The 13,260-nt window shown below is 27.3% G+C and carries 11 protein-coding genes and 1 tRNA gene; 4 read left to right on the top strand and 8 right to left on the bottom strand.

Translation table 11 applies throughout. The features are described from left to right. Positions 1–111: 111 nt before the first annotated feature. Positions 112–1,074 carry a TDT family transporter gene (locus tag CLTHE_RS02850; RefSeq protein WP_080021904.1) on the top strand — a complete coding sequence of 321 codons (963 nt, stop codon included), beginning with the start codon at positions 112–114 and terminating at the stop codon, positions 1,072–1,074. A 96-nt stretch (positions 1,075–1,170) separates the two neighbouring features. Here the strand turns inward: CLTHE_RS02850 and CLTHE_RS02845 are convergent, their stop codons facing one another. From CLTHE_RS02845 to CLTHE_RS02815, 7 genes are all read right to left on the bottom strand, one after another. Then, positions 1,171–2,037: a LysR family transcriptional regulator gene (locus tag CLTHE_RS02845; protein WP_080021903.1), complete on the bottom strand. Its 867-nt coding sequence runs from the start codon at positions 2,035–2,037 to the stop codon at positions 1,171–1,173. A gap of 82 nt (positions 2,038–2,119) precedes the next feature. Beyond that, positions 2,120–2,419 carry a hypothetical protein gene (locus CLTHE_RS02840; protein WP_080021902.1) on the bottom strand — a complete coding sequence of 100 codons (300 nt, stop codon included), beginning with the start codon at positions 2,417–2,419 and terminating at the stop codon, positions 2,120–2,122. A 278-nt stretch (positions 2,420–2,697) separates the two neighbouring features. Further along, entirely contained in the window at positions 2,698–4,131 is a 1,434-nt protein-coding gene (locus CLTHE_RS02835) for an amino acid permease (RefSeq protein ID WP_080021901.1), read from the bottom strand. A gap of 249 nt (positions 4,132–4,380) precedes the next feature. Then, positions 4,381–5,706, bottom strand: a complete 1,326-nt coding sequence (locus CLTHE_RS02830) for an NCS2 family permease (RefSeq protein WP_080021900.1) — start codon at positions 5,704–5,706, stop codon at positions 4,381–4,383. 172 nt (positions 5,707–5,878) lie between these two features. Next, positions 5,879–7,186: a hemolysin family protein gene (locus CLTHE_RS02825; RefSeq protein ID WP_080021899.1), complete on the bottom strand. Its 1,308-nt coding sequence runs from the start codon at positions 7,184–7,186 to the stop codon at positions 5,879–5,881. Between the two features lie 101 nt (positions 7,187–7,287). After that, positions 7,288–8,289: a GGGtGRT protein gene (locus tag CLTHE_RS02820; RefSeq protein ID WP_080021898.1), complete on the bottom strand. Its 1,002-nt coding sequence runs from the start codon at positions 8,287–8,289 to the stop codon at positions 7,288–7,290. Between the two features lie 31 nt (positions 8,290–8,320). After that, a complete protein-coding gene (locus CLTHE_RS02815; protein ID WP_002597079.1) occupies positions 8,321–9,013 on the bottom strand; it encodes an iron-sulfur cluster assembly scaffold protein in 693 nt (230 codons plus the stop codon). Between the two features lie 237 nt (positions 9,014–9,250). Here CLTHE_RS02815 and CLTHE_RS02810 point away from each other — a divergent pair. The 3 genes from CLTHE_RS02810 (at position 9,251) to CLTHE_RS02800 (ending at position 10,996) form a co-directional block, all read left to right on the top strand. Then, positions 9,251–9,334, top strand: a tRNA-Leu gene (locus CLTHE_RS02810). Positions 9,335–9,529: 195 nt separating this feature from the next. Next, entirely contained in the window at positions 9,530–9,859 is a 330-nt protein-coding gene (locus CLTHE_RS02805) for a hypothetical protein (protein ID WP_080021897.1), read from the top strand. A gap of 186 nt (positions 9,860–10,045) precedes the next feature. Continuing rightward, positions 10,046–10,996, top strand: a complete 951-nt coding sequence (locus CLTHE_RS02800) for a polysaccharide deacetylase family protein (protein ID WP_080021896.1) — start codon at positions 10,046–10,048, stop codon at positions 10,994–10,996. Positions 10,997–11,116: 120 nt separating this feature from the next. On the opposite strand, the gene CLTHE_RS02795 is transcribed toward CLTHE_RS02800, so the two are convergent. Beyond that, positions 11,117–13,174, bottom strand: a complete 2,058-nt coding sequence (locus CLTHE_RS02795) for a methyl-accepting chemotaxis protein (protein ID WP_158082647.1) — start codon at positions 13,172–13,174, stop codon at positions 11,117–11,119. Positions 13,175–13,260 lie beyond the last annotated feature (86 nt).

Genomic DNA, 13,260 nt, shown 5'->3' with positions numbered 1-13,260 from the left:
CAAAAAGACCTAAAGCTAGTGGAACTGTTAAAATATTAGCCTTGTGTGGTTTTGTATTTTCACTATTTATTCTTTATTTAATTAATATACTTTAATATGAGGTGATTTCTTTTGAAAAATGGATTTTTTAACATTGAATTAAAAGACTATCCTATCGGATTTGTTGGGACATGTCTTGGAGCCGTTAGCTTATCCAGTGTTTTTGCTAAACATGGTTTTCCAATTATACAAAGCATATTTGTATACATAGGTTGCTTAGCTTTAATTGTAGCTTTAGCTAAGGTAATTCGTCATCCAAAAACAGTTTGGAGCGAAATGAACAATACTATTTTAATGGCATTATATCCTACATCAACAATGCTTTTAATGAATATAGGTGTTTACTTTTTAAAATTTAATTATTCATTAGGACATAGTATTTGGATGTTTGGACTTTTACTTAATGTCTTTTTTGTAGTTTTCTTTTTAATAAGACACGTAATTATAAAATTTGATATAAATACAGTATTACCTTGTTGGTATGTTTTACTTGTTGGTATTTCAGTATCTTGTACTACAAGTGTACCAATGCACGCTACTAAATTAGTAAAACCAGTTTTTTATTTTGTAGTAATGTCATTTTTAACATACTTACCTGTGGTAATTTATAGACTTTGTACCGTAGAAGTTCCAGATAACCAGTACCCTTTAATTGCAATATTTGCTGCACCTGGATCACTTTGTACAATTAGTTATATAACATTATATAAAAACCCTAATATATACATAGTAAGCTTTTTCTTTGGATTAACTTTACTTGCAACTTTATATGATTATATAAACTGTCCTAAGTTTTTCTCTATAAAGTTCAATCCAACTTTTGCAGCTCTTACCTTCCCATTGGCTATATCCCTTGTAGCTTCTGTAAAGGTTAATGAATATCTAGTTAAATTTGGATATACAACTTATGCAAATATAGTTAAGGGAATAGCCGGAATAGAGTTTTTTGTTACTACAGCAATAATAGCTTTTGTATTCTACAACTTTATATTTAATTTTTTCTTTAATATACCAAAAGCTAAATTTACAAAATAGACTTTTAAATTAAATAAACTCTACACTCCTTTGAAAGCGTAGAGCTTTAAATATTATATATATACAAAAAGAGATGCTTCTTAAAGCACCTCTTTTTTATTTATATAATTTAGCTTCCTTAATAAATATACTCATATTATTATTTATAAATTTATCTCTATGACAAATGAATAATAAGTCCCTTCTTATATCTATTCCTTTAACAGATATTTTCTTTAATATTCCATATTTTAATTCTCGTTTTATACACCTTTCAGAAACACATCCTATTCCCATTCCACTTTCTACACTTCTTTTAATAGCTTCTGTGCTTCCAAGCTCCATAAATATATCAAATGGTATATTCTCTTTAATCAATTTATTTTCTATTATTTCTCTAGTTCCACTACCTTTTTCTCTCATTATTATAGATAATTTCTTACCATCTTCTATTGTTTCTATATTACTTTTATTTTCACATATGAAAACAAGATTATCTTCCCAAAATTTTTCAACATTAATTTCATCAGAATGAACATTTCCTTCAACAAACGCAAAATCAATTTCATTTTTTAAAATTAAATTTTCAATATTTTCAGTATTATCAATAATTAAAGAAATTTTTATATCATTATATTTATTATGAAATTTTTTTATTATTTTAGGCAAAACATAAATTCCTATAGTAGTACTTGCCCCAATCTTTATTTCTCCACTCCTACTTTCCCTTATACTTTTTATTTTATCTACACCTTCTTCATAAATATTAAGTATTCTTCTTACATAATTTAAATAAACCTCACCTTCATTAGTAAGTTTTATTTTTTTTCCTATTCTATCAAATAACTTAACATCTAATTCAGCTTCTAGCTCCTGAATTGCTTGACTAACTGAAGGTTGACTAATATATAATTTCTTTCCTACTTTTGTCATATTAAGTTCCATTGCTGTTTCATAAAATATTCTAAGCTTTCTAAAGTTCATATGTCCCTCCTAATATTCTAAAATATGAATAAAGGTGAATAGACTAATTTCTCTATTCACCTTTTTAATATAAAAGATAATCTTATTTATTATCTACATCTTCATAATCAACATCAATAGCATTACTTGTATCAAAATCTTCATCTTCTTCATAAGAGTCTACATTGGAATAAGTTTGATTATTGTAGCTATCTTTATTATAATAATTTTCTTCTCTATATTCACTTGTCTTATTAGTCTTCTTTTTAAATTTAAAAATAAGCCATACTATAAATCCAATTACTAAAAAATATGGAAGTAATCTTATTAAAAATCTAACAATTAGAATAATTATCAATATTGTAATTACAGCGTATAAAGCTCCTTTAAAGTTCTTATTCATATTCTCATTCCTTTATTATGTAATATATTATTATTATACAATAAAATAAAGTTCTATTCAAAACATCTAATCTTTTATTATATTTAATACCTTCATTAAAGTTATTGTATAACTCTTTTGTTTTATACATATTACACCTATATATAAATTTTGTCAATAAAAATAAATTTATTTTAATAATAATTAAAATAAGTCCTTTTTCAATTTGAAAAAGGACTTTTTAGTAGTTTTAACTCTACTATATTTACTAATTGTAAAACTTTTTATTATAACTTTAATTAAGCTCTTTTCTTTTTTCTTCTTGCTATAATTGGAAGTATAAAACCAAGCCCAATTAATATAAATGGTGTTATTACATTTAATATAAGTTGGAACCACCATCCTGAAGTATACACTGGTATTCCAGAAGGAACCATTCCAAATATACATGCAAATGCTGTAAATGCGAAACACCAAACACCAACTATTAATCCTATAGTATGATTTTTAATAAATTTATATTGTGAATCATATTTTCCAACAGCCTTCTTAATAGCAATATATGCTAAGAATACCCATAAATATCTAAGTGGCATAACTACTGCATTAAGTCTTAATAACCAATTGAATAATTCATTCATATTTCCAATTCCTAAAGCTGGAACTATTATTAATATACCAACTAATATAGCTGTCATTAAGTAACCTCTTATAGGTGCTCCATGTTTATTTACTACAGTTAATCCTTTTGGTACAAACTCATCATCTGTATCTGCAAGTAAAACTTTTAGAGGAGCATCAATTGAGAATATTAATGCTGAAACTTGTGCAAGAACATTTGCTATTGCATAAATTATCATAAGTACATTTCCAACACCATAATATTGACCTAATAATTTAAATGCGTAATATTGCCCATTCATCATAAGATCTTTTGGAATATTATTTGCATCAAACATCATTCCCATTGCAACTGAACCTAATATTGCAGTTACTCCAACCATTATAGCTAATAAAATCATTCCTAATGGGAATTCTTTACTAGGATTTTTTGTATTATTTACATATGGTGAAATTTTTTCTGAACCACCTACTGCAAATACAAGCATTGAAATAGTTGTTAAGTACATAAAGTTAAACTTAGGCATAACTGTATGAACAGAAACATCAGTAGTTGCTGGATGTATTCCTCTTATAAAAGGTGCTCCAAGCATTAATAGTATATATAAAATACCCATTACAAAAGTAGCTGTTCCTGCTATTGTTCCAATCTTCTTTAATGAATTCATTCCTCTTGAAGCAATCCATAAGAATAATAAGAATATTGCTAAAGATATTAATTGGGCAACTAAAGGATTCATACTACTATAGAATGTACCATCACCTTTAAATACCCATCCTAAAGCAACTAAAACATATTGTGGCTTTTGTGCTAAATAAGGAATATGTACAACCCAGTATGTCCATCCTGCAAAATATGCAAGTCTTCTTCCCATTGTATTCCCTATCCAACTACTTACTCCTGCTTTACTATCTTTAAATACAGAACCAAGCTCTCCAACCATTAACGCATATGGTATAAAATATAATGCTAATATAAGAATCCATGATACTATAACTTCTAATCCTTGATTCGCAAAATTGTTAACAACATTACCAAAACCAAATACCATTACGAAAGCCATGAATGCCAAATTATACCATCTTAATTTCTTTTCTTCATTGTCTATCATTTATTTGTCCCACTTTCTTTTGTATATATTCATTTATCCTTAATATTATTTTATCAATTTCTACACAATTCAGCAACATTTTGTTAATATATAAATTATTTTTGCTTATTTTAAATTTTATTCGAATTATATCTTAATTTTTTTAATTTACCCCTATTCTTTTTATCATTATATTAACTCTGATCATTTTATTACTTATTAAAAAAATAATAAACACAAAATCTTTACAGATTTTGTGTTTATTCACATCTATTTTATAAAAAATTTCAGAATAAAAATAACTCCAATTATTACAGTTGTGAGCGTAACTTGTTTCGCTTTTCCAGTCCCTACTTTTAAAACTATATATGATATAACTCCAAATATTATTCCATCTGAAATACTATATGAAAAAGGCATCATTATTATAGTTAAAAAAGCTGGAATTGATTCTGTAAAATCTTCTAAGTTTATTTCTCTGATTGGTTCAATCATAAAAAGACCAACTAATATTAATGTTGAAGCAGTAACTGCTGAAGTTATAACACCAAATATAGGGAAGAAAAATAATGAAATTATAAACATAATTCCTGTAGTAACTGCTGTTAATCCAGTTCTTCCACCTTCTGCTACTCCTGATGCACTTTCTACAAAAGTACTTACAGTACTTGTTCCAAGACATGCTCCGATTGTTGTTCCAATAGCATCTGATAAAAGTGCCTTTTTAATATTTGGTACTCGTCCATTTTCATCAATCATTTTAGCTTTTGTAGCAACTCCAACAAGAGTTCCTATTGTATCAAATAAATCCATAAATAATAAAGTAAATAGTACAACTACCATATTCATTGATAATACATCATGCCATTGAAAATTAAATAAGCTATGTGTAATTGAAGGTGGTGTACTAACTATAGCTGTAGGAACTTTAGTAATACCAAAAGGAATTCCTATTATGGCTGTTAAAAGCATTCCAATAAATAATGCTCCTTTTATTCTTCTTGCTAAAAGAATTCCTGTTATTAATAATCCAATAATAGCTAAAAGTCCAGGTCCTTTAACCACATTTCCTAAGGCAAGAATTGTTCCACCATCTTTTGGATGAACAACTATTCCTGCTCCTTCAAGTCCAAGAAGTGCTATAAATAATCCAATCCCTACTGATATTCCTTTTTTTATACAATCAGGTATTGAATTAACTATAGCTTCTCTTACGTTAAATAAAGTTAAAAGGATAAATATTATTCCTTCTATGAAAACAGCTGTTAAAGCAAATTCATATGAATATCCCATTTGTAAAACTATAGTGTAAGCAAAAAATGCATTTAATCCCATTCCTGGTGCCTGAGCAAATGGTAATTTTGCATAAAATCCCATAATTAAAGTTGCTATAACTGCAGAAACAGCTGTTGAAGTAAATACTGCTCCACTATTCATTCCCGCTTCTGAAAGTATTGCTGGATTTACTATTAAAATATAAGCCATTGTCATAAAAGTAGTTACCCCAGCTAATATTTCAGTTTTAGTATTAGAACCATTCTTAGTAATTTCAAAATAGTTATCTAATAATCCATCTTTTCTAAAAAATTTTTTCATCATATCACTCTTTCAAATTTAGTACTAATCTATAATAAACTATTTTTCTTCATATTTCTACACTTATCCGAATATTTTTTCTAATTTTATTTAGAATATTTACTAGAAATTTAAAAAATCCGTATATTATATATGTATATACCAACTAATTATACGGATTTGTAATAGTTTTTTATTTAATTGTAACTTTTACTTTTTCTATTCTTCTTTCTTTAATTTCTATAGCTTCTAAAATAAATGAATCCATATCTAATACTACTTCTTTATCATAATCAGGAATTTCTCCTATTTTTGTTATCATAAATCCATTTATAGTATCATAATCTCCTTCTTCTAACTCTACATCAAAAAATTCATTAAACTCATGAATAGTATATGTACCTTTAACTATATAATTTTTTTCATCTATTTTTCGTATATTAGGTTCTTCTAAATCATATTCATCTTCAATATCACCCATTATTTCTTCAATCAAATCTTCCATAGTAACTATTCCTGAAAAACCTCCATATTCATCTATAAGTATAGCCATATGATTTCTAGTTTTTTTAAGTTCTTTGAAAAGTTCATTTGTTCTTTTATTTTCCGGAATAAATTTAGGTGCTTGAAGTATTTTTCTTATATCTATATTATCAAATCCAACTCTTTTAGCTTCAACTAAAAAATCTTTTAAGTAAAGTATGCCTATTATATTATCTATTTTTCCTTCATATACAGGAATTCTAGAATATTGGAGATTAAAAATTTGCTCCATATATTCTTCATATGTATCTTCAATATTTATCATATAAGTGTCTTTTCTTGAAGTCATTATTTCTTTTGCCATAATGTCATTAAACTCAAAAACACTATCTATCATTTCTCTTTCTTCTTCCTTTATTGTTCCATATTCTTCACCTTCTGAAAGCATGGCTCTTATTTCCTCTTCAGAAACTTTTTCTTCAATACCCTCTTCATCATTTTTTGTTAGCTTTAAAACAACTAAAGCTGAAAAAGAAAGAATTTTTATAAATGGTTTTGCAATTACAGAAACAAAATAAATAATTCTAGCAGATGAAAGAGCTTTTTTTTCTGATTTTTTTAAAGCAATTCTCTTTGGTACTAATTCACCAAAAACTAATGTAATATAAGACAATATAATTGTAACTCCAATTAAAGAAATCTGATTTATATATGGAATATTATATCTACTTAATATTTTAGATATTTCTGCTGATACTCCTGTAGCTGCTGATGCACTAGAGAAGAAACTTGCAAAAGTTATTCCTACTTGTATAGTAGCTAAAAAACTACTTGGTTCATTCATTAATTTTTCTAAAAGCTTTGCTCTCTTATCGCCTTCTTCACTTAACAATTTAATTTTTGTTTTATTAACTGAAACTATTGCCATTTCAGCTGATGAAAAGAAAGCATTTATTCCTGTTAATATAGCTATCAATACCAAATCGGGAATAATACTTGTTAAAGCAGATGAAGTCATATATTTTCCTCCTAAAAATCATATAAAAAAATACCTTGTATACACTAATAGTATATACAAGGTTACTATATTTAAACTATAAAAGTTTTATTCAATATAGATTATTTGTTCATTGCTTCTTCGATAGCAACTGCAACTGCAACAGTAGCTCCTACCATTGGGTTATTCCCCATTCCGATAAGACCCATCATTTCAACGTGAGCTGGAACTGATGATGATCCTGCGAATTGTGCATCTGAGTGCATTCTTCCCATAGTATCTGTCATACCGTATGAAGCTGGTCCAGCAGCCATGTTATCTGGGTGAAGAGTTCTTCCTGTTCCACCACCTGATGCAACTGAGAAGTATTTCTTACCTTCGTTGAAACATTCTTTTTTGTATGTTCCAGCAACTGGGTGTTGGAATCTTGTTGGGTTAGTTGAGTTACCAGTGATTGATACGTCAACTCCTTCAGCGTGCATTATAGCAACACCTTCTCTAACGTCATTAGCTCCATAACATCTTACTTTAGCTCTTTCTCCGTTTGAGTAAGCTTTTTCTTTAACTACTTTTAATTCTGAAGTATAGAAATCAAACTCAGTTTGAACATAAGTGAATCCATTGATTCTTGATATTATTTGAGCAGCATCTTTTCCAAGACCGTTTAAGATTACTCTTAATGGCTCTTTTCTAACTTTGTTTGCTTTTTCAGCTATTTTGATAGCTCCTTCAGCAGCAGCGAAACTTTCGTGTCCAGCTAAGAATGCGAAACATTTAGTTTCTTCTCTTAAAAGCATTGCTCCTAAGTTTCCGTGTCCTAAACCAACTTTTCTGTCATCAGCAACTGAACCTGGGATACAGAATGCTTGTAATCCTTCTCCGATTGCTTCTGCAGCATCAGCAGCTTTTTTACATCCTTTTTTAATTGCTATAGCAGCACCTAAAGTATAAGCCCATCCAGCATTTTCAAATGCGATTGGTTGAGTTTCTTTAACTATAGTGTATGGGTCAATCCCTGCTTCAGCACATACAGCTTTAGCATCTTCTATTTTTTCCATCCCATATTTCTTAAGAACAGGAACGATTTGATCTATTCTTCTTTCATAACTTTCAAATAATGCCATGATAAAATTCCTCCTTACAATCTCAATTTAATTATTCGTGTCTTGGATCTACTAATCTAGCAGCATCAGCAACTCTTCCGTATTGTCCAGATGCTTTTTCCATAGCTTCGTTAGCGCTCATTCCTTTAGCAACGAACTCCATCATTTTTCCTAAGTGTACAAACTTATATCCAATGATTTCATTATCTTCATCTAAAGCAATTTTTGTTACGTAACCTTCAGCCATTTCAAGGTATCTTGGTCCTTTAGCAAGAGTTCCGTACATAGTACCAACTTGTGATCTTAACCCTTTTCCTAAGTCTTCAAGACCAGCTCCGATTGGTAATCCTCCTTCTGAGAATGCAGTTTGAGATCTTCCGTATACTATTTGTAAGAATAATTCTCTCATTGCAGTGTTTATAGCATCACAAACTAAGTCTGTGTTTAATGCTTCTAATATAGTTTTTCCTGGTAATATTTCTGAAGCCATAGCAGCAGAGTGAGTCATACCTGAACATCCTATTGTTTCTACTAATGCCTCTTCTATTATACCATCTTTAACATTTAAAGTAAGTTTACAAGCTCCTTGTTGAGGTGCACACCAGCCCACTCCATGAGTTAAACCTGATATATCTTTTACTTCTTTTGCTAGAACCCATTTCCCTTCTACAGGAATTGGTGCTGGACCATGGTTAGGACCTTTAGCGATTACACACATTTCTTGAACTTCTGTTGAATACATCATATTCTTTTTCTCCTCCCTATTATTAGATTAATAGACCTTTTTAAAATCTATATTTCTATCTAGGTCAAAAATTGCCCCACCGGGTAATTTTATCCTACACTCATTTTATCAAAAGTAGTAGAATCAAACAACCTTATTTTAAAAATTTATAAATATTTGTTTTTAATTATTTGTATTTTTATTTGAATTAACTTATTTATTCTGATATAATATTTTAGTAAGTTATTTATATATTAAGCCACCATGGCGGAACTGGCAGACGCACATGACTCAAAATCATGCGGTTTTACCGTGTGGGTTCGATTCCCACTGGTGGCACCATAATTTTATAAAAGTTTTTTACTCTATCAATATATATTGATAGAGTTTTTTATTTTAAACTATTAAAATTACTCCTTTTTATATAAATTTATCAATTTACCCTAACTATTGACATTAACTAATAGCTTAATTTAATATAAATTTTGTATCTATATAATATATATATACATTTTTACAATTAGGGGGAAAAATATTATGATTATTTGGAGTAGATATGGCATATTAGCACCTATAGCTGCTATTTTAAGTCTTGCTTTAACTGAAGTTTTAGTTAATTTATCTCTTAAAGATGAATTATACTATCAATCACATGGATGGCCTAAGTTTGTGGCACTTGCCATTGCAGGATTAATATGCTTTTTCTTAGGACGCATTCTTAATAAAGAGTCAAAAACATATATAGAAAAATCAACTGGAAAAGAAGTAGTATTAAAAAAATCTCACACATTCTTTTTCATAGATATAAAATATTGGTCTTACATATTTCCTATATTAGGAATAGTATATTGGATTACAAATAACTAAAATTATATTTAATATAAAAGAGCTATTGCAAAATTAATTTTAATATTGCAATAGCTCTTTTATTGTCTATAAATAATTAAATATCTGATTTTTAAAATCCATTAGTTTTATTTAAAAATATTTGTATGTAAATTTTTTAACAACAAATAATATAAATAAAATTATTTATTATTAACGGAGGATAAAATGAAAGATTTAAAAAGAAAAAATTTAATAATTACTGTATTAGCTATTTTATTCTTATTTATATCAATACTCGTCTTACTAAATTTTAAATATAATATCAATAAAGACAAACCTTTAGAAACTTATAATATTGATACTAGTTCTACTGATTTAAAAAACTCAAACAAAAAACAGGATACATCTAACTCAAATGAAACTAAGCAAAATAGAGAAGATATTATAGATATCAATAAATCAAATATAATCCCAAATGCTATAAGTTATTCTGTGCCTGCTAATCAAGTAGCTAAAATGTTAGCTTCAGGAAGTAAAAATAATCCTGAAAAAGAAATATTCTTAACTATTGATGATGGTCCAAGCAAAAACACTCCTAAAATATTAGAAATTCTTAAAAATAATGGAGTACATGCTACCTTTTTTATTTTAGGTAGTAACTTAAAAGATTCAGAGGAAAATCAAAACTTTTTAAAAGAAATATATAATACCGGAAATGCAATAGGAAATCATACATATTCTCATGATCTAAAAAAGATATATCCTAAAAATAACGTTGATACAGAAGTTTTTATAAATGAAATAAAAAAAGCTAATGATGTAATGAATAATATTTTAGGTAACAATTTCTGTACTAAAGTGTTAAGAATGCCAGGTGGCTATATGTCAAGGGTTTATTATAAAGACAAAAACTTGAATATTCTAGATGAGGACTTATCAAAATACGGAATTATATCAGTTGATTGGAATGCAGATTCAGAAGATGCTATAACTAAAAATATATCAGCTAATAAAATATTAGATAATGTCATTAAGGAATCTGTTAATAAATCAAAAGTAGTTGTATTAATTCATGATTTACCTGAAAAAACTGTAACATTAGAAGCATTACCAAAAATAATAGAATATTTTAAAGATAAAGGTTATAGCTTTAAAGTAATATCTAATCCAAATTAACTTAAGTTTATTATTAATAATTTTATTTAATATTATATTTTTAATTTTATTATGCATTTCTTAATATTATCTTTATTTAATCTAAAAAAGATGCACCTTTTAATGATGCATCTTTCTAATCTATTCTTGTTGTTCAGCTTTAGTTTCTTTGAATTCCATTATTTCTTCCATGTCTTTTATTTTAAATATTTCAAGTCCTGTTTTCATATCTGTTGTAAGTGCATTTAAACTTTCTGCAGCTCCAGCTACTTCTTGACTTGCAGAATTTAATTCTTGAGATGATGCTGTAACTTCTTCTGAAGTTGCAGATATTTCTTGAGAAATAGCTGACACATTATCTACTCTTTCTAATATTTCGCTTTTCTCTTTTATTATTTTTCTAAATGCCTCTGTCATAGCTTCTATTTTAGGTACTACTTCATTAAGAGATAATGAAATATCTTCAAATACCTTAATAGAACTTTCTATTGTTTTTGTTTGTCTTGAAAGCTCATCATCCATAACAGCAGTTCTCTCAACTAATGAATCAGTGTTTTTTAATATTACTTTTACTGTATTGCAAATATCTGCTGTAGATTCTTTACTCATTTCTGCAAGTTTTCTTATTTCTTCAGCAACTACTGCAAATCCTCTACCAGCTTCTCCTGCTCTTGCTGCTTCAATTGCTGCATTTAATGCTAATAGATTAGTTTGTTCAGATATATTGTTTATTAAATCTGTCATTTCATTTATATTTCTTATTTTATTTGAAGTAATATTTATAGCATTATTAAATCCATCAAACTCTTCTTTAAAGTTTTCTATATTTTTAGTTAATATAGCTAACTCTTTATTACTATTTTTAGATTTATTATTTATTCTTTCTGACATATTTGAAATTTCAGATATATCTTTACTTACTTTTTCAATATTTTCACCAAAAGATAGCATAGACATAGATATCTCTGATAAATCTGTTGCTTGACTTGTTGTCCCCTCAGTTACATCTGCAATAGCTAAAACTATTCCTTCTGTCAATTTTGAAAGTTCATGTGCAATTTCTGAAAGTCCCATTGCATTCATATCTATAGCTTCTGCATTAAATTTAACATTATTTATTATATCTCCTACAGAATGTTGAGTTTCTATTACACTATTATACATTTCAGATATTTCTACTAATTCTTTTTCATCTACAACTATATTTTCTTTAAAATCTCCTTCTGCAAATCTACGCACTTCTTCTTTAAAATCTACTATTGGCTTTGTTAATTTATTTCCTGTCTTAGTTATTATTTTTATAATAATTATTAAAGCTACTATTAAACATATAATAGTTCCTAATATAACACTTGTTAAATCTTTTATTAATGCTGAATTACTAATTTTGATTCCTATAAATAAGTCTGTAGATTCAATAGGTGCATATACTAAATAATTTTTTTCAAATCCTTTTCCACCATATTTTATATTACCTGATTTTCCTGTTTCTAAATCATTTAGCACTGTTGCTCTTATATTACTATCTTCTGTTTCTTCCATTTCAGTAAAAATATTATGTTCTTCTTTTACATTTGAACTATTTTCTGATCCTACAGCTAGTCCATTTTTATCAAATACATATATATCTCCAATTTCACTTATACCCATATCTTTTAATATGTATTCAAAATCATAAGCATTTTTTTCTGCTATTATCCCACCTCTAATTTTCCCATTTCTTACAATTGGTGTTCCTACAACAATAGGTAATTCTTCTTTTTCAACATTATTTTCCGTAGTAATTAAGAAATTATCACCTTTCATTAAATCTTTAAAATACTTTTCATTTTTTATATTTCCTGATTTTCCTTTAGCTGAAATTATAGTTCCATCAGCCCATACAAAAGCTAAATCTAAATATCCTAACTTTTTATTTTCTTTTTTTAGGTAATCTAACTTTTCTTTCATATTTGAGTCATTTGTAAAAATTTCTTCACTCCCCACTAGCTTAGTATCATTTTTCATTTGATTTACAGTTGTTTCTATTCTTATTGCAGTTAACATACTAATTTTATTTAAATAATTTCTACTATTAGTAATTAATGAATTTCTAGAAATAAAATAAATTATTCCAACTGAAACTACTATAGTTACAATAATCATTGGAACTAAGCTTCTTATCATATTATTCTTTATACTCAACTTACCCTTTTTCATTATTATACCTCCAAACATTATTAACTTTTAGTTAATATTGTTAATAAATATTGTAATATATTTTGGAATTACAAACAATATTTTGA

Origin of the sequence: Clostridium thermobutyricum DSM 4928 (assembly GCF_002050515.1) — a bacterium.
Taxonomy (GTDB): domain Bacteria; phylum Bacillota; class Clostridia; order Clostridiales; family Clostridiaceae; genus Clostridium; species Clostridium thermobutyricum.
The sequence above is the reverse complement of the archived record's forward strand: the minus strand, read 5'-3'. Positions and strand labels throughout refer to the sequence as shown.

What these genes read in the sequence shown, in the direction of transcription:
- CLTHE_RS02845 (WP_080021903.1), bottom strand. Translation starts at nt 2,037, where the DNA reads ATGAACTTTAGAAAGCTTAGAATATTTTATGAAACAGCAATGGAACTT.
- CLTHE_RS02840 (WP_080021902.1), bottom strand. Translation starts at nt 2,419, where the DNA reads ATGAATAAGAACTTTAAAGGAGCTTTATACGCTGTAATTACAATATTG.
- CLTHE_RS02835 (WP_080021901.1), bottom strand. Translation starts at nt 4,131, where the DNA reads ATGATAGACAATGAAGAAAAGAAATTAAGATGGTATAATTTGGCATTC.
- CLTHE_RS02830 (WP_080021900.1), bottom strand. Translation starts at nt 5,706, where the DNA reads ATGAAAAAATTTTTTAGAAAAGATGGATTATTAGATAACTATTTTGAA.
- CLTHE_RS02825 (WP_080021899.1), bottom strand. Translation starts at nt 7,186, where the DNA reads ATGACTTCATCTGCTTTAACAAGTATTATTCCCGATTTGGTATTGATA.
- CLTHE_RS02820 (WP_080021898.1), bottom strand. Translation starts at nt 8,289, where the DNA reads ATGGCATTATTTGAAAGTTATGAAAGAAGAATAGATCAAATCGTTCCT.
- CLTHE_RS02815 (WP_002597079.1), bottom strand. Translation starts at nt 9,013, where the DNA reads ATGATGTATTCAACAGAAGTTCAAGAAATGTGTGTAATCGCTAAAGGT.
- CLTHE_RS02805 (WP_080021897.1), top strand. Translation starts at nt 9,530, where the DNA reads ATGATTATTTGGAGTAGATATGGCATATTAGCACCTATAGCTGCTATT.
- CLTHE_RS02800 (WP_080021896.1), top strand. Translation starts at nt 10,046, where the DNA reads ATGAAAGATTTAAAAAGAAAAAATTTAATAATTACTGTATTAGCTATT.
- CLTHE_RS02795 (WP_158082647.1), bottom strand. Translation starts at nt 13,174, where the DNA reads ATGAAAAAGGGTAAGTTGAGTATAAAGAATAATATGATAAGAAGCTTA.